General features: G+C 67.5%; 14 protein-coding genes. 8 read left to right on the forward strand and 6 right to left on the reverse strand.

Going from position 1 to position 16,240, the window contains the following annotated elements; translation table 11 throughout:
* Positions 1-84: 84 nt before the first annotated feature.
* Both KZ813_RS13315 and KZ813_RS13320 read left to right on the forward strand, forming a co-directional pair.
* The gene (locus KZ813_RS13315) at positions 85-1,035 is read left to right on the forward strand and encodes an acyl-CoA desaturase (RefSeq protein WP_219755477.1); all 951 of its coding nucleotides are present in this window, start codon (positions 85-87) and stop codon (positions 1,033-1,035) included.
* 3 nt (positions 1,036-1,038) lie between these two features.
* Complete coding sequence (locus KZ813_RS13320; protein WP_219755478.1) at positions 1,039-2,358, forward strand: SRPBCC family protein; 1,320 nt, start codon at positions 1,039-1,041, stop codon at positions 2,356-2,358.
* Between the two features lie 183 nt (positions 2,359-2,541).
* On the opposite strand, the gene KZ813_RS13325 is transcribed toward KZ813_RS13320, so the two are convergent.
* Positions 2,542-2,763, reverse strand: coding sequence for a hypothetical protein (locus KZ813_RS13325; RefSeq protein WP_219755479.1), 222 nt, complete (start codon positions 2,761-2,763; stop codon positions 2,542-2,544).
* A gap of 179 nt (positions 2,764-2,942) precedes the next feature.
* Positions 2,943-3,119, reverse strand: a complete 177-nt coding sequence (locus tag KZ813_RS13330) for a hypothetical protein (RefSeq protein WP_219755480.1) — start codon at positions 3,117-3,119, stop codon at positions 2,943-2,945.
* An 11-nt stretch (positions 3,120-3,130) separates the two neighbouring features.
* Here KZ813_RS13330 and KZ813_RS13335 point away from each other — a divergent pair, with 11 nt between their 5' ends.
* From KZ813_RS13335 to KZ813_RS13345, 4 genes are all read left to right on the forward strand, one after another.
* Positions 3,131-3,787, forward strand: coding sequence for a UPF0149 family protein (locus tag KZ813_RS13335; protein WP_258046760.1), 657 nt, complete (start codon positions 3,131-3,133; stop codon positions 3,785-3,787).
* 221 nt (positions 3,788-4,008) lie between these two features.
* A complete protein-coding gene (locus KZ813_RS20400; RefSeq protein ID WP_373369282.1) occupies positions 4,009-4,299 on the forward strand; it encodes a hypothetical protein in 291 nt (96 codons plus the stop codon).
* Between the two features lie 430 nt (positions 4,300-4,729).
* Positions 4,730-6,832 carry a TonB-dependent receptor gene (locus tag KZ813_RS13340; protein ID WP_219755482.1) on the forward strand — a complete coding sequence of 701 codons (2,103 nt, stop codon included), beginning with the start codon at positions 4,730-4,732 and terminating at the stop codon, positions 6,830-6,832.
* 118 nt (positions 6,833-6,950) lie between these two features.
* Complete coding sequence (locus tag KZ813_RS13345; RefSeq protein WP_219755483.1) at positions 6,951-7,862, forward strand: sugar phosphate isomerase/epimerase family protein; 912 nt, start codon at positions 6,951-6,953, stop codon at positions 7,860-7,862.
* A 33-nt stretch (positions 7,863-7,895) separates the two neighbouring features.
* On the opposite strand, the gene KZ813_RS13350 is transcribed toward KZ813_RS13345, so the two are convergent.
* Genes KZ813_RS13350 through KZ813_RS13360 form a run of 3 tightly spaced genes read right to left on the reverse strand, consistent with a single transcriptional unit; the run spans position 7,896 to position 10,404 of the window.
* Complete coding sequence (locus tag KZ813_RS13350) at positions 7,896-8,261, reverse strand: nuclear transport factor 2 family protein (RefSeq protein ID WP_219755484.1); 366 nt, start codon at positions 8,259-8,261, stop codon at positions 7,896-7,898.
* Entirely contained in the window at positions 8,258-9,598 is a 1,341-nt protein-coding gene (locus tag KZ813_RS13355; RefSeq protein ID WP_219755485.1) for a purine-cytosine permease family protein, read from the reverse strand. The genes KZ813_RS13350 and KZ813_RS13355 overlap by 4 nt, the downstream gene beginning before the upstream one ends.
* A gap of 20 nt (positions 9,599-9,618) precedes the next feature.
* Positions 9,619-10,404, reverse strand: coding sequence for an alpha/beta hydrolase (locus KZ813_RS13360; protein WP_258046780.1), 786 nt, complete (start codon positions 10,402-10,404; stop codon positions 9,619-9,621).
* A 197-nt stretch (positions 10,405-10,601) separates the two neighbouring features.
* On the opposite strand from KZ813_RS13360, the gene KZ813_RS13365 reads away from it, so the two are divergent.
* Both KZ813_RS13365 and KZ813_RS13370 read left to right on the forward strand, forming a co-directional pair.
* Positions 10,602-12,641 carry a hydantoinase/oxoprolinase family protein gene (locus KZ813_RS13365; RefSeq protein ID WP_219755487.1) on the forward strand — a complete coding sequence of 680 codons (2,040 nt, stop codon included), beginning with the start codon at positions 10,602-10,604 and terminating at the stop codon, positions 12,639-12,641.
* Entirely contained in the window at positions 12,638-14,353 is a 1,716-nt protein-coding gene (locus tag KZ813_RS13370; protein WP_219755488.1) for a hydantoinase B/oxoprolinase family protein, read from the forward strand. Before KZ813_RS13365 ends, KZ813_RS13370 begins: the two co-directional genes overlap by 4 nt.
* Positions 14,354-14,462: 109 nt before the next feature.
* On the opposite strand, the gene KZ813_RS13375 is transcribed toward KZ813_RS13370, so the two are convergent.
* Entirely contained in the window at positions 14,463-16,232 is a 1,770-nt protein-coding gene (locus tag KZ813_RS13375) for a M14 family metallopeptidase (protein ID WP_219755489.1), read from the reverse strand.
* Between the last annotated feature and the right edge of the window lie 8 nt (positions 16,233-16,240).

Below are 16,240 nucleotides of genomic sequence, written 5' to 3' on the forward strand. Positions count from 1 at the left end.
CAATTAAGGGATAAGTTAAGCGCTTGACAAGGGAGAAGCTGTGCGGAAGTATTTAAGCCGTTACCTAACGGCTTAGAGGATGGCATGAGCGACGATCCCGACCGCTGCCGCGTGAACTCGCTTGTGGAACTGCCCGACAGCAGCCCGGTGGAAGGCGTGGTGCGCTGGGATCCGGTGCATTCGCTTTGGAACGGTGGGATGCTGGCGGGGGCGCTCGCGGCGCCGTTCCTGTTCAGCTGGGGAGCGCTCACGATCTGCCTGCTGCTCGCCGGCGCCACCCTGCTGCTCGGCCATAGCGTCGGCTTCCACCGTCGCCTGATCCACCGGAGCTTCGACTGCCCACTCTGGCTCGAGCGGCTGCTGGTTTGGGCCGGCACCCTGGTGGGCATGAGTGGGCCGCTATGGATGATCCGCACTCACGATTTGCGGGACTGGGCGCAGCGCCGAACCGATTGCCACGACTACCTGGCGCACCGGCGCCCGCCGTTGGTGGACGCGTGGTGGCAGATGCACTGCCGGCTGGTTCTGCGCTTCCCGCCTGCGTTCGATCTCGGGCGAGCGGGACGCGATCCGTTCTACCGATACCTGGAGGCGACCTGGATGGTCCAGCAGCTGCCAGTGGCGGCGTTGCTCTATCTGGCGGGCGGCTGGAGTTGTGTGCTCTGGGGCGTGTGCGTACGCGTGACGCTCTCCGTGGCCGGCCACTGGTTCGTCGGTCATCTGGCACACCGACAAGGACCGCAGAGCTGGATCGTCAACGACGCGGGCGTGCAGGCGCACGATGTGCCCTGGGCAGCAATCCCCACCATGGGCGAGGCGTGGCACAACAATCATCACGCCTTTCCAGGTTCCGCCAGGATCGGGCTCTACCCGGGGCAAAGCGACTGGGGCTACGCGTTCCTGCTGCTGCTTGAGCGTGCAGGGCTAGCCTGGGATATCGCGCTGCCTGAACACCTCGCTCGCGAGGGCGCAGTGACCAGGGTGGCGCCCGAGCACCGACACGAGGCGCGGTCTGGCGCGATGAGGAGGGCTTGAGCAGTGCGGCTGCTCTCCTTCGCCGATTCCACCCGGCCCGCCACCTACGCGTTGATCGCCCCGGTTCTCCTGTTCATACCGCATCTTACGGTAGCGCTTCTGCTCACGTGGCGCGGTGCGCCGCCGGTAACTGACGCTGGCTTTTGGCTGCTCCCACTCCGTCGTATGGCCATGCGCCCGGACCTCCCCGACAGCGACGCCGCAGTGGCGTTTACCGTGGCGCTCATGGCGGCCGCCGCGCTGGCGCTGGCGTCGTTCCGGCGCGCCAATTGGTCGGGTGCAGGCTATGCCGTCGCTGCGATCATCGTGTTGCCCGGCGTGCAGGTGGCAGCCGCGGCGGTGCTGGCCTTACTTCCCAAGTTCACGCGGCACGAGGCGAACGGCCTAACGCCGGGCGTCAATACCGCTCACGTTGTGCAAGGCGTCCTTGCTGGTGTGGCGATCATCGTTGCTGCGGTGCTCGTGTCCGCGCTGGCAATGGGCAGCTATGGCTGGAGCCTGTTCGTCTCGACGCCCGTCCTGGTAGGAGTGACGACCGGCTACCTCGCCAATCGAAGCCTGCTGCTGAGTTGGGGCGCCACGGTGCGGGTTGTGCTGGCTGCAGCAGTGCTTGGAACGACGGCGCTGGTGGTGCTGGCGCTCGAGGGGCTTGTCTGCATCCTGATGGCAGCACCCCTTGGCGCTGTGGCCGCGTTGGTCGGCGGTGCTGCAGGCCGGGCGACTGCCCGCGCCGTGCACGGCGGTGGGCGGCCGCTGGCGAGCCTGGCGCTGCTACCCGCACTGTTCGCGCTGGAGGCGGCAATTCCACCCACGCTCCCGATTGCTGCTCACGCCACGGTGATCGTTGGCGCACCGCCGGCCGCGGTGTGGAAGGCGCTGACTGAAGGCGACGCGATCGCCGGCAGCCCCGGTTTGGTGGGCGCGGCGGGGCTGGCCTACCCGCTGAGAGGGCGACTGCTGGGCCAAGGTGTCGGCGCGATCCGCTTGGGCGAGTTCTCGACAGGCATGGCGCGCGAGCGGGTGACCGAATGGGTCCCCGGCCGCCGGCTTGGCTTCCCCGTATTGAGCCAGCCGCCCGCGATGGAGGAGATGAGCCCGTATCGCCGCGTGCGCTCACCGCACGTGCACGGCTATTTCAGCACCTCCGCTACCGCCTTCACGCTTTCCACTTTGCCAGGCGGGCGCACCCGGCTCAGTGTGGAGGCTTCCCACATTCTGCGCATCGAGCCCGCGCTCTATTGGGAGCCCCTCGCGCGCCTCGCCATTCGCCTCAACATGGCCCACGTGCTTGGCGACGTGCGGCGGAAGGCTGGGCAGAATTAGGGCGCAGCGCATCTCGCTTCGGCAATGACAGGCAGCTGACAGCGCCGCCGATCATCCAAAGGCTACCTGACCCATTGACTACTCTCCAAGAGAGAATGAGCTGCCAGGAACGCCCGCGACTGCGTCCTCGGCACGAGAGGGAAATGGTTGCAACCGCCCACTTGCGGCGGTTCCGCTTGATCGTCAATCTCGCTGGAACTCGCTTGCGGAGACGAGGTTGTGCCTGACCAAGCTACCACGAACATGTATGTGGACCTGTCGCTTTTCACGATGAACAATTCGTTCGGCTACATCAATGGCGACATGCTCCTCCCGTCCACCCCTGCCGTCGGTGAAATCATATCTTTCACTCATCCTGAAAGTAGTGGCGAGGATGCCTTGGTTGGAAGTGTGCATGTCGAGCATATAAACCATGTAGGCGGCAAGATCGCGGTTCGACGAGCGTCACCGCTGTGCACCGCTGCTGAGGGATCGCGAACCTTGGGTCCGGCTCGAAGGGCTCGTCGCTCAGAAGGTGTCCGGCCACATCGCGATGGGTGGCTGGTCATCGCCATCGATCCTGCTACCGGCTGTACATGCTTAGATTACGGATCAGGCGCCACGAAGCGATGGTCGGACGCATCTTCGATCGCGTGGCTGCGATAGAAGCGTCGATAGCGGCTCTCGGCGACGAGGATCTGCTCGATCTCGCCGATATCTTTGCCGACAGAGGCACAAACCCGTTGCGCGAACTGACGCAGGACGAAATGCGCCGACGTCATATCAGCTTGTGATGCGGCCTCCTTCGCGTTTCCGGCGTCTGGACGGCGCGCTCGCGGACCTTCCCGTCGAGCAGCCGATGCTACTCACCGAACTCGACGGCTTCCTGACCGGGCTGCTTGTGTCCCCGCAAGCCGCGCCGCCGAACGAGTGGATGGAGATCATATGGGGACCGGAGACTGAAGGCGTGCCTCCCTTCGAGGATCCGCTCGACGTGCAGTGGTTCGCTTCGGCGATAGCAGCGCGCATGTCAGAGATCGCCCGTGACCTTGCCCGTGGCAAGTTTCAACCGATCCTCGACCTTGATGAGCGGGATCGAGAGCTGCTCTGGGAAGACTGGATTGGTGGCTTTGCCGAAGCTGTGGCATTGCGCCCGGATGCGTGGAGCGCGCTGGCGAACGATGACTCTTTGTCGCAGCCATGGTCGCGATTGGAGACGCTGATCAAGGTCGCCCGCAACGAGAGCGACTTGGACAGCGTGGAGGTCAACGCACTCCAGGACCATGTCGTGAGCGACCTGACAGACGCGGTGCTCCGCCTGTACCCCATGTCCGATCGTTCCCTGGCAGCGTCGACCATTGCGCCGTCCACGATGATGGCGGCGAAGATCGGCCGGAACGATCCGTGCCCTTGTGGATCAGGCAGAAAACACAAGCGCTGCTGCGCCTGAGAGCGGCCGGCGATCGTGCAATCCGCACGCGTCGCCGACCGACGTGAGTACGGCGAGATCGTCATGCGGTCGACCGCACCGGCGTGGGTGCCTGTCGCTTGCCTCACCGACGAGAGATTGTCGCAGCTCCCGGATCATGTGATTGATGAAAGCGCGTGGCGGACGCCTAGCCCCCTAGGGTCAGGATCACCGCCGACGGTCTGCGCTCCTACGGTGCCGCGCTGACCGAGCTCGGCACCCGCGAGAAGCAGGAGGTGGGACGCTGGGCCAACTACCGGGTGGAGAACTCGCAACTTCCGTTCAGGCGAGGAGAGCGCGCGATGCTGCGCTTCCGGCAGATGCGAACGCTACAGAAGTTCGCCTCGGCCCCTGCCAACGTCCACAACCACTTCAACCACGAACCCCACCTCGTCGAGAGGCAGACCTACGGGCAGCGCCGTTCCGCGCGTTTGCAGGTGGCAGGCGCTCGTCAGCTGACCCGACGCGAGCCGGGGGCGCGGTGCATCGTGTAGCGACGAGTTCGCATCAGACTGACGGCACCATCGAACCGGCTCGACACGTCGAGCCGGGCAGCGTGAGCGGCAGCGCCGACCTGAGGACGCGCACCGCAGCGCAATTTTCATGCGCTGCAATGCCTCAACCCGACGCTAGTTTGCTTTAAACGCAACGATTGCACAGCATCCAGTCCATTGAACGGCGTTGTCAGCCGCTGCAACCTCCTCACCTTGGAGAAGCGGCCGCGAGGACATGGTCGCCGCGCGACCTACTCGAGTTGACCCGGAGGCCGGGGATCGATCCACGATCGTCCCACATACCGCGGCGACCCGAGGTTCAGCGGATAGGTGCGGGATCGCCTGTGTCGCCGTTGGTCGCGCGGTCAACGAGTGGGAGGCCTGGGCGCGATGGCGCCGTGTCCTCCCGCTGGCATCAGAAGGGGTTGGTATGAGAAAACGTTACTTCGGGGCAAGCGCCCTGGCCGCGATAACGATCGCACTCGCCGCCGGAACGGCGCAGGCGCAGGAAGCGGGTGGAGGCGATCAGCAGCCGCTCGCCACACCGACCTCGGCGGGAGTCGACAACGACGTCGTCGTGACCGCGCGCAAGCGCAGCGAGACGGTGCAGACGATGGCCGATCCGGTCAGCGTCATCTCCGAGGCAGCGATCCAGAACGCGGACCTGCGCACGCTGCAGGACGCGGTGCGCCTGACACCGAACCTGGTGGTGCTCGATGGCTTGTACCCGGGCTATAAGACGGTGTCGTTCCGCGGCTTCACCACGCTGGGGCGAGACGGCGAGTTCCCGTTCGCGACGATCGTCGACGGCGTGGTGCAGCCCGGCCAGATGTTCTTCCAGCAGGAACTCGTCAACGTCCAGCAGATCGAGGTGCTGCGCGGTCCGCAGGGTACGCTCTATGGCGGCGGCGCGATCGCGGGGGCGATCAACATCGTCACCAAGCAGCCCACCGACGAGTTCGAGGGCAGTGCCACGGCGGCCTGGCTGAGCGGCGACGAGAAGCGCGTCAACCTCAACCTGTCCGGCCCGCTCATCGCTGACAAATTGTACTTCCAGGCGGGTGCGACCGCGTATGACTTCGACGGTCTGATCGACAATGTCGCGATCAACCAGAAGGCGGACTTCGCGCGCGCTCTCACCAGTCGCTCGTCGCTGGTATGGGCGGGCACGCCCGACTTCCGGGCGGCGCTGACCCTCTCGACGACCGACAGCAAGGTGGGCGGGCTGTGGCTCGCGCCCGTCGCCGATGAGCTATTCGACGAGGTCGTCGCGCCGGTCAGCGAGAACCAGCTCGGCATCGTCCGTACCAAGCTCCGCGCACTGTCGCTGAAGATGGACTACACGATCAGCGACTTCGCGACGCTGACGTCGATCACCGCCAACTCCTACGGCCGCGATTATACGACCGCCGACGGCGACTTCTCCGCGGCCGATACCTATACCCAGAACGTCCGCTTCATCGACAAGGCTTGGTCACAGGAGGTGCGGTTGACCTCCGATGGCACGGGGCCATTCAAGTGGAACGTCGGCGCCTTCTACCAGGACGAGACGCGCAACCAGGTCAGCAATTACGGCAGCGTCGGCAATCCGCCAGACTTCTTCTCGCAGAACGACGACGAGCGCGAGTATCGCACCTTCGCGCTGTTCGGCCAGGCCTCCTACGCCTTCACCGATCGGCTCGAGTTCACCGGCGGGTTCCGCTACGACTGGGAGCGGCAGCGGCTCACCGACCAGCTCGCGAACCAGACCTTCCGCCAAACCTTCAGCGAGCCGCAGGGTAAGGCCTCGCTGTCCTACAAGGTCTCACCCAGCCTGTTCACCTACGCGAGCTACTCGCGCGGCTATCGCAAGGGCGGGTTCAACCCGCGCAGCATCGCGGCACTGTTGAGCTACGATCCCGAGACCGCGGACAATTACGAGCTGGGGTTCAAGAGCGACTTCGCCGATCGACGTGTCACGTTCAACGGCGCGGTCTTCTATACCGATTTCAACGGCCAGCTGCTCCAGACCTCGCGCGTGCTGCCGGGTCAAGGCATCTACATCGCCATCTCGAACATCGAGAAGACCAAGGTGTTCGGCTTCGAGGCGGAGACCACGATCCGGCCGCTCGACGGCTTCAGTATCAGCGGCTCCGTCGGTTACTCGGACGTCAAGATCAAGCAGTTCCTCCCCGAGGATCGCGACGCCTTCCGCGACAATCGCACGCCGCAGATCTACGGCTTGACGTTGCAGGGCTCGTTGGATGTCGACCGGCCGCTGGGCGGCGGCTTCAGCCTGGTCGCGCACGGGGATGTCACCCATCGTGGCGATGTCTACTGGGACGTGGAGAACAGCCTGCGCACTTCGCCGCGCACCTTCCTCAACGCCAAGATCGGCATCCGCCGCGACAATTGGACGCTGTCGTTCGTCGGCCGCAACATCACGGACGAGCGCACGCCCGCCGCGGTCGGCCCGCACGCGCTCGGCACCACCAGCCTGGTCAGCTACAACGAACCCGCGCAATATGGCGCGCAGCTGGGCGTCCAGTTCTGAGCGAGATGCGCGCCGGTGGCCGAGCTTCGCCAGATTGGCCGCCGTGCTGTCTCGCACTGCGATGGCGTGAGCGGATCGGCGACCGAGCAGCCGGTCAACTGAAGTGAGGAGAAGGGCCATGCCGAACGCGATCGACCGACGTGCTGTGCTGGGCGGCGCGGCGGCGCTGGCGCTGTCTGCCCCGCTTGCCGCGCGATCGCGCCGCCGCCCGCTCGGCATCCAGCTGTACACGCTCATGGCGGCGCTGGACGCCGACTTCGACGGTACGATCGGCAAGGTCGCGGCGATGGGCTATCGCGAGGTGGAGACACTCGGCAGCTTCGGCCGCGATCCCGCCGAGGTGCGCGCGATCCTCGACAAACACGGCCTGGTGTCGCCGTCGCAGCACATCATGCCGCCCGGGCTCTACAAGGTCTTCGACGACGGGGTGGCCAAGCGGATCGACATGCCGACGTTCGAGCGCAAGTTCATCGAGGCCTTCTCGTTCGATCGCGTCGAGGGCCTGATCGAGGCGTGCGTCGCGCAGGCGCGACCGCTCGGGCAGAAGTATATCGTGTGGCAGATCAGCTGGCCGTCCCAGCTGCGCACCCGCGCGCAGATCGATCAGCTGATCAAGGCGTTGAACCGCGCCGCCGACGCGGCGCATGCGGCCGGGTTCACGCTGGCCTATCACAATCACAGCCAGGAGTTCACGAAGGTTGGCAGCGACGTGCCCTATGATCTGATCCTCCAGGGCACCGATCCTGCCAAGCTGAAGTTCGAGATGGATCTCGCCTGGGCGGTCAACGCGCGGGTCGATCCGGTCGCCTATTTCCGGCGCTTCCCGGGCCGCTTCCGCATGGTGCACATGAAGGATATCGCGCGCGACGGCTCGGTCCGCGATCCCGGCGAGGGCATCGTGCCGTTCAAGACGATCATCCCCGCGGCCGAGGCCGCCGGGGTCGAGCATTTCTACGTCGAATATGACGTGCCGACCGACCCGCTGGCGACGTCGGCGGCGGCGCGGCGCTATCTCGCGCCCCTGATGTGACGTCCACGCCGGCAGCGGCGCGGCCCATCTCGTTCACCGCTGGCGGCTGATCACTTCGAAGGAGGCGAGCCGTCCGTCGCTGATCGTCGCAACCGCGAGACACTCCTCCGCGCCGGCACCCTCGGCGCCCTCGAAGGTGGCCGCGTAGCGGGCGAAAGCGAGCCGATCGTCGGCCAGCGTTGCCTGCACCGGAGTCTCCAGCGTCACCGCGTCGGTCTTCGCGCGGATCCGTCGGAAGTGCTCGCAGATCGCCTCGGGCCCGGTGCCGCGAACCGCACCGTCCACGATGAAGGGCGCTTCCGCGGTGAAGAAGCGCGCGAAGCCGTCCGGCGTGAAGTCGTGCTCGAGATAGGCCTGGTTCCACCAGGAAAAGAAGCGAGTAATCGGATTGTCGGTCATCGCAGCTCCGTGGATGTCGAGAGAGTGGACAGCGGGCGCGCCGCGGAACGCGAGAGCCGCTTGGCGGCGAACAGAAAGGCCATGGCGGCGAGCAGCGCGTCGACGGTCGGCGCGCGGGTCAGCTCGAGCAGGCCGAGCCCCAGATTAGCGCGCGGCAGCGTAATGAGTCCAACGACGATCCCGAACCCCCAGGCAGACAGTGGCACGAGCCGGAAAGCGGCAGGCGGCGGCGCAGCGGTCGCGTAGCGCTGTCGGTCGAGGAAGAAGTCCGCGACGTACACGCCCGACATCGGCGCGATCAGCAGCCCCATGAAGGTCAGCCAGACGATGAAATGGCCGAGGATGTCGGCGGCGGCGAGGCACGTGCCCAGCACCCCCGCGACGGCGGCGAGCAGCCAGCGCTCCACCTTCGGGAACAGCGCCGAGAGCGACAGCGCCGAAGCGTACAGATTCTTGTCGTTGCTGGTCCAGGTGGCGAGGATGATGACGAGGAGGCCGGGCAGCGCGATCCCGGCCGCCAGCATGGTCGCGACCAGATCGGCGTTGCCGTACAGGATGCCCAGCGTGGCCGCGAGGATCAGCAGCAGCGGGAAGGCGACGCCGTAGTTGATGTACATCGCCGTCGCATTGTCGCGCGGCGTCCGTAGGAAGCGGCTGAGATCGGGGTTGATCGAGCAGCCGAACACTTCCGCGCCGACGACGATCGAGACGATCATGCCGAGCCCCAGCGGCTCGGCCAGCGCGCGCGGTGCGAACAGACCCGCGGTGCCGTGACGATCGAGCCCGATGGCGAGCGGCACCAGCGTCGCCAGCAGCAGCAGCGGCACGCTGACCACCGCCACCTTGCCCATTGCCTTGACGCCGATCACCGCGGTGGAGGCGATCAGCGCGCCGACCAGCGCGATGCCGACACGCTGGTCCAGCGTGTAGCCGAGCTGGGTGTCGAGGATCGCGGCGACGCTCTTCACCAGGATCTGCGTCTGGAGGCCGAACCAGCAGAAGGACGTGACCACCATCAGCGCGACGATCACCAGCGAGCCGCGCGTGCCGAAGGTGCGCCGTAGCACCATCGCGGTAGGCAGCCGCGCGGTCACGCCGACATAGCCGGTGGCGATGCCCCAGAAGCCGAGCAGCAGGCTGCCCAGGAGGATCCCGATGGTGACCGTGGTGAGATCGGCGCGCTGGCCGAGCTGCCCGCCGAAGGCGAAGAACGGCACCGAGATCGATACGCCGACCAGCACCATGGTGAGAAAGGGCCAGCTGCGCATGTCCTGCTCGCCGGGCGGGCGCTCGGGATGCCGCTCGATCATGCCGGCGATGCGCTTGACGATGGCCACGGTAGAACGCCCCCTTTGTTTCAGCGCATCTGCGCGTGCAGCGCGCGAACCCAGTCGCTGTCGCCGCGCGCGTGATCGAGATGGGTCCAGAAATGGTCGAGGTCCGGTGTCTCCACCGTCACCCGGTTGCCCGCGGCGACGAGCGCGTCGGCGAAGCTGCGACCCTGCTCCCGGAAGATAGCGAGCTCCTGCCGGCCCCAGGAAAGGTGGAACGCGGTGTCGACCTTTCCCACCGCCAGGAGCGGTGAGGCGTCGGCTTCGGCGCCCGCGTCTACGAGCATCGGCACGGGCGACACCCCGGGTATCACCGCGCGCCCGTGCGCGCCGCGCAGGTCATAAAGGCCGCTGTAGCAGAAGCAGCTGCGGATCACGTCTGGCGGCAAGTCGAACGCCGCGTGAAGGTCGGTACGAAGGCTCGCCAGCGCGGCGAGGTGTGCGCCCGCTGAGTGACCCCCGACATGGATGCGCCTCGGGTCCGCGCCGATCTCCTCCGCGTGGCGCAGCAGCCAGGCGATCGCGGAGAGACAATCCTGCAGTTGCGCCGGGTGCTTCGCCGCGGGCGCGAGCCGGTACCCCAGCGATACGAAGATCGCGGGGCAGGCGGTGATCGCCGGTGCGGCCAGCGCCATCCACTCCTTGTAGCCGTGCGTCCAGCCGCCGCCGTGGATATCGAGGAAGATCGGCAGCGGCGCGGCGACGGCGGCCTGCGGCGGGAAAAAGAGGTCGAGGCGTTGCTCCTCGTCCGCGCCATATGCCACGTCGAGGCGATGGGGCAGCGCGGCCACGGCATGCCGCCACAGCGCCATCGCCACGCCATGATAGCTGTCGCACGTCGCGTTGATCGAGGATTGCGGTCGCAGCATGTGAGGCCTGATCCTGTCACCGGCGCTTCCTTCTCATCAGCGGCGATCCGCTGCTTTGCGCTCGGCGCAACAAACTCACGAAGATTTGGGTCAAGAATGGAATATCAATGCGGCGTGAAGCGGAATGGGGATTGTTCTGAATGAAGCGATATCGCGTCGCGGTGGACATCGGCGGCACGTTCGTTGACTCGATCCTGTTCGACGCAGAGACCGGGCGGACGCGTCTTGCCAAGGCGTCGACCACGCCGGACGAGCCGGCGCGCGGGGTGTTGGAGGCCTTGTCGCGGTTGGGGATCGACCTGGCCGACACCGAGCTATTCGTGCACGGCACCACCCTGGGCCTCAACGCAGTCATCCAGCGGCGCGGCGTGGCCACCGGCATCATCACCAACGCTGGCTTCCGCGACATCTTCGAGATCGGTCGGGGCGATGTCCCCGCCGCCTCCATGTACGACTTCCGCTACCAGCGGCCGCCCTCGATCGTGCCGCGGCGCTATCGCAAGGGTGTCGCCGGACGCATCGCGGCGGACGGCAGCGAGCTCGAGCCGCTCGACGAGGCGGGCGTGGTGGCGGCGGCGGGCGAGCTGGTCGCGGCGGGTCTGCGCTCGATCGCTCTGTGTTTCCTCCACAGCTATCGCAACCCGTCGCACGAGGAGCGCGCCGCCGCGCTCATATGCGCCGCCTTTCCGTCGGTCGCCGTGTCCGCGTCGAGCGCGATCACGCGCGAGTATCGAGAGTATGAGCGCACCGCCACGGCGGTGGTGGACGCCTATATCAACCCGATCTTCAATGACTATGTCGGCCGGCTCGAGCGCGGATTGGTCGATGCCGGCTTCGACGGCAAGTTGCTCATCATGCGCTCGGCCGGCGGCGCGATGACGGCACGGACTGCGCGCCAGGCGCCGATCTACACGGTGCTGTCGGGGCCCGCCGGCGGTCTGATCGGGGCGAGCTATCTCGCGCGCGAGATCGGTCGCGATCGGGTGCTGACGCTCGATTACGGCGGCACCAGCCTCGACGCCGCGGTGATCGAAGACGGCGAGCCGCTGGTGATGCACGAGGCCCCTCTGGCCGACCTGCCAGCGCTGATCCCGATCTTCGACATCCGCTGCATCGGCGCCGGTGGCGGGTCGATCGCCTGGGTACAGGAAGGTCTGCTCCAGGTCGGTCCGCACAGTGCGGGATCGCAGCCTGGGCCGATCGCCTACGGCCGCGGCGGCACCGAACCGACCACCACCGACGCGGCCTTCATCCTCGGCTTCCTCGACGCCGCCAATTTCCTGGGCGGCAGCGTGGAACTGGACGTTGAGGCGGCGCGCGCGGGCATGGAGGCGAAGGTGGCGGGGCCGCTCGGCATCGACCCTACCCGGGCGGCCGCGGGCATCTTCGACGTGCTGGTGGCGCGCACCGCCGGCGCGATCCGCGAGATCACGGTCGAGCGCGGGCGTGACCCGCGCGACTTCTCGATGCTCGCCTTCGGCGGCGCCGGCCCGATGATCGCGCCGCTGATCGCGCGCGAGGTCGAGAACGCGGAGTTGATCGTGCCCCAGTCGCCGGCGGTGTTCTCCGCCTGGGGCATGCTGATGTCGGACGTCGTCACCGACGTGGCCCGCACCGAGCTGCGGCCGCTCGACGACGCCGCCGAGGCGCCCGTGATGGCCGCGTTCGACGAGCTGGTCGCGCAGGCGCGCGCGGCGCTCGCCGATCAGGCGAGCGGCAGCATCGGGGAACGCATCGTGCGGCTGGTGGAGTGCCGCTATGTCGGGCAGGAGCATGCGCTCGAGGTCGAGCAGTCGGACGAGCAGCCGTTCGACACCATCCGCGCGCGCTTCCACGCGTTGCACAAGCAGCGCTACGGCCACGCCATCGATACCGCCATCCAGGTGGTGACATTACGCGTGCGCGCCAGCGCCGTGCTGCCCAAGCCGACCTTACCGCGCGCGGCGGCGGCGACCGGCGCGGTATCGGACGCCATGCGAGGGCAGCGCGAGGCGTTCTGCTTCGCGCGGCGCGAGCGCGTCGCCTTCGTCGTCTACGATCGCGCCGGCCTCGCGGCGGGCCACGCCTTCGACGGACCGGCCATCGTCGAGGAAGGCACCGCCACGACGGTGATCCACTCTGATCAAGCCGTCACGGTCGACGAATATGGTCATCTTATCATCCGCAGGAGAGTCGCATGACGCTGGACGGCGCGACGGTCGAGGTCATCCGCAGCTATCTCGTCTCCGCGGCGGAGGAGATGCGGCGCACGCTGATCCGCACCGCCTTCAACCCGGTGATCTACGAGGTGCTCGACTTCGGCATCTCGATCTTCGACGCCGAGCTGGAGCTGATCGCGGACGCGCCCGGTCTCGCCTTCTTCCTCGGCGCGAATGATTACGCGATCCGCAAGGGCGTGGCGCATGCCGGGCTGGAGACGCTGAAGCCCGGCGACATCCTGATCATGAACTATCCCTATTGGAATTCCGCGCACGCGGCGGACGCGACACTGTTCGCGCCGGTGTTCGCGCCGGGTGCCGACCGGCCGTTCGCGTTCACCTGCATCCGTGCGCACTGGATGGACCTGGGCGCCAAGGACCCGGGCTATGTGCTCGATTCCACCGACATGCACCAGGAAGGGCTGATCTTTCCCGGCACGCGCATCTATCGCGACGGCGAGCCGGTGGGCGACATCATCGATATCATCCGCTTCAACTCGCGCATGCCCGGTCCGGTGCTGGGCGACCTGGAGGCACAGGTCGCCGCGACCCGGACTGGCATCGTGCGGCTCAACGCGATCCTGGCGAAGTTCGGCGCCGACGCGTTCGGTGAGGCAGTGACGCGGATCAAGGATCACAGCGACGCCCTCGTCCGCAAGGCGCTCGCCGAGCTGCCGCGCGGCAGCTGGGAGGCGGACGACCTGGTCGACGACGACGGCGTCAGCGACGATCCCGTGCCGATCCATGTCCGCGTCACGATCGATGACGACGGCATGACCTGTGACTTCTCGGGATCATCGCCGGCCGTGCGCGGACCGATCAACATCCCGATCGGCCTGACCGAGACGATCTGCAAGTTCGCGCTCAAGTCGCTCACCACGCCGATGCAGCGCAACAACGCCGGCTCGTTCCGCGCGCTCACGGTGGTCGCGCCCGAGGGAAACCTGTTCCACGCCGCTTACCCGTCCGCGACCTACACGCAATGGCCGGCGCATCTCGCGCTGGAGCTGGTCTACAAGGCCCTGGCGCAGGGTATGCCGGAGCGGGTGGCGGCCTGCTCGGGCGGGGACACGCTGGGATTCATGATGATCGGGCGCAGCAAGGCGACCGGCGAGATGTACGCGGTGTCGAACAACGAGCCGGTCGGCTGGGGGGGGAGTGCCACGCACGACGGGATCAACGCCACCAACCACATCTCCGGCAGCCTCGTCCGCAACACGCCGATCGAGGTCATCGAGATGAAGACGGGCATGCGGATGGAGACGTTCGGCATCCGGCCAGACTCCGGCGGCGCCGGGCGCACGCGCGGCGGCGTGGGCACCGAGCGCTCCATCCGCTTCGTCGAGGACGGAGAGTTCCTGTCGATCACCAAGCGCAGCAAGGAGCGGCCCTGGTCGCTGCTCGGCGGGGCGCGACCCGAGACCAACGAGCTGTTGGTCCGCGCCGGGACCCCCGAGCAGAAGCGGGTGGGGACCTATCGCCTGCCGGTCCGCACGGGCGATCGCGCCGTCGCGCGCGCCGCGGGCGGCGCGGGCTATGGGTCACCCTATGAGCGTGATCCCTGCGCCGTGCTGGAAGACGTGCTGGACGGCTATGTCACCGTCGAGGCGGCCGAGCGCGAGTATAAGGTGGCGATCACCGGCTCGCTGGTCGACGAGGCCGGTACCGCGCGGCTGCGCGCGCCGGCAGCGTGACGGAGACGGCGCTCGTCGGAACGTCGACGCCGGTATCCTTCTCGCTTCCGAGCCGGCGACCGACCGGTGACATCGCCGCCGCCGCGAGGGGCGGTGACTCGGCCCTCTCTCAAGACGTGACCCGCCCGATCGGATAGAGGAGGTGGTCGCGATCCTGGTAGGGCGAGCGGCTGTAGAACCACCTCAGGCGCGCGAGCGGGTCGGCCGCGAAGGCCGGGTCGGCCGCCAGCGCGGCGGCGAACGCCTCGGCGAGGGCGGGATCGGCGGCCAGCATCTCGTCCGCCATGGGCGCGACGACATAGGCCTCCATGTATTCGACTGCGTCGAGGCAGCCGGCGACGAAACCTTTCGCGAAGAGGGAGTCGGCGCAGGCCGGCTCGAGCATATGGATCGCCAGCTCGCCGAGCGGCTGATCCGTCGTCACGAAGGCCGAGCCGGCGGCGAAGGTTCGCCGCTGTAGCTCGACCAGCGCGCAGTCGGCGGCCACCGCAGGCCGCCGCTCCGAGATCGCTGGTGCCACCGTGACGTCGCGGAGGCGGATCGATTCAACGTGCACCTCCACCGGCTCGGCGGCGATCTCCATCGTGATGCCGTGACGCCCCAGCCGCTCGATCACCTCCGGCTCCGAGACGGGCACCCAATAGCCACGCGGGCGAGAGATGATGACCCCGGGCCGTGATCCGTGGAGCGGCACCTGCACCTCCGGGAGCGGCACGCCGAGCCAGCGCACCTCGCGCGCGCCGGACGCGGGCGAGTCGTAGAAGTCGGAGGCGATCGGACGAAAGGCGATCTCGCGCGCCGGCTCCGGCGCCAGGTCCCATGTCAGTACCGGGCTCGGCGCTCGGCCTGCGCGATCGCGCGCGGTCGCGTCGCGCAACGCATCGATCTGCTCGGCAGCGACCTTCAGGGTCGCCTCCAGCAGGGCATAGGTGCCGAGCACGCGCTGCCTGACGGGCTTGAGCGAGTGGTTCTCGACCAGCACGGTGGCGAGATGGCGCATGTCGCCGTAGCTGTGCGAGAAACGTGGAGGGAAGGCGGGCAGGACCAGCCCCAGTTCGGGGCGGCGGTCGTCCATCGCCAAGATCAAGGGGCCGGGAAGGTGACCCATGGCTTCCATCGACGCCGTCACAGCGGGTCCATATCGGCGGTGGAGCCAGGCGCTGATCGCGGGCGACGTGGCATAGGGCTCGTCCTGAAAGCCGAAGCAGATGTCGTACTGATAATCGAGCCCGTCGGTGACGTGCAGGTCGACGAACAGGTCCGGTTCGATCGCGTCGATCAGCGCGATCAGCGACTGGATCTCGGGTGACTCCGCCTTGATGAAATCGCGATTCAGGTTGAGCCCCTGCGCCGAGGCGCGCCACCCTTGTACCGCCGGACCTCGCTGATTGGGGCGACTGAACGCCGAGCGCCGCTCATGGCCGTCCGGGTTGAGCACCGGGACGAAGTACCAGTCGGCGCCGTCGAGCAGGTCATCGCGGCCGTTGAAGGCGATGTCGCGCAGCAACATGAGGCCGGCGTCCTTGCCGTCGATCTCGCCGGGATGGATGCCGCACTGGACCAGCACGCGCGCCCGGCGGGATGCTGCCGCGTGCGCGCGCGCGCCCGCCTGATCGCGCGACGCGGTGACCACGGTCAGCGGCCGGCCCTCGACTGACCGGCCGAAGGTGCCGAGCGTCACCAGGGGGGTGGCGGCGGCGAGGTCGTCGAGGAAGGCGAGCGTCTCGGCGTAGGTCGGCGTCGTGGCGAAGTCGTCCGCCTCGGCGGGGGTGCGCCAGTTGGCACCGGCAGGCGCGATCAACGCCTCGCTCGCGCCCGACCACGCGGGCACGGGGGGCAGCGGGGCGCGGCGATCGTCGGGCCACGGGGCGATGGTCATGAGGCTCT

It is taken from the genome of Sphingomonas folli, assembly GCF_019429525.1.
GTDB classification, from domain to species: Bacteria; Pseudomonadota; Alphaproteobacteria; order Sphingomonadales; family Sphingomonadaceae; genus Sphingomonas; species Sphingomonas folii.

Excerpts from the sequence above, each read along its gene's own strand:
- KZ813_RS13315 (WP_219755477.1), top strand. The coding sequence starts at position 85 with ATGAGCGACGATCCCGACCGCTGCCGCGTGAACTCGCTTGTGGAACTG.
- KZ813_RS13330 (WP_219755480.1), bottom strand. The coding sequence starts at position 3,119 with ATGACGTCGGCGCATTTCGTCCTGCGTCAGTTCGCGCAACGGGTTTGT.
- KZ813_RS13370 (WP_219755488.1), top strand. The coding sequence starts at position 12,638 with ATGACGCTGGACGGCGCGACGGTCGAGGTCATCCGCAGCTATCTCGTC.
- KZ813_RS13325 (WP_219755479.1), bottom strand. The coding sequence starts at position 2,763 with ATGCTCGACATGCACACTTCCAACCAAGGCATCCTCGCCACTACTTTC.
- KZ813_RS13345 (WP_219755483.1), top strand. The coding sequence starts at position 6,951 with ATGCCGAACGCGATCGACCGACGTGCTGTGCTGGGCGGCGCGGCGGCG.
- KZ813_RS13365 (WP_219755487.1), top strand. The coding sequence starts at position 10,602 with ATGAAGCGATATCGCGTCGCGGTGGACATCGGCGGCACGTTCGTTGAC.
- KZ813_RS13350 (WP_219755484.1), bottom strand. The coding sequence starts at position 8,261 with ATGACCGACAATCCGATTACTCGCTTCTTTTCCTGGTGGAACCAGGCC.
- KZ813_RS13340 (WP_219755482.1), top strand. The coding sequence starts at position 4,730 with ATGAGAAAACGTTACTTCGGGGCAAGCGCCCTGGCCGCGATAACGATC.
- KZ813_RS13375 (WP_219755489.1), bottom strand. The coding sequence starts at position 16,232 with ATGACCATCGCCCCGTGGCCCGACGATCGCCGCGCCCCGCTGCCCCCC.
- KZ813_RS13360 (WP_258046780.1), bottom strand. The coding sequence starts at position 10,404 with ATGGCGCTGTGGCGGCATGCCGTGGCCGCGCTGCCCCATCGCCTCGAC.
- KZ813_RS13335 (WP_258046760.1), top strand. The coding sequence starts at position 3,131 with ATGCGGCCTCCTTCGCGTTTCCGGCGTCTGGACGGCGCGCTCGCGGAC.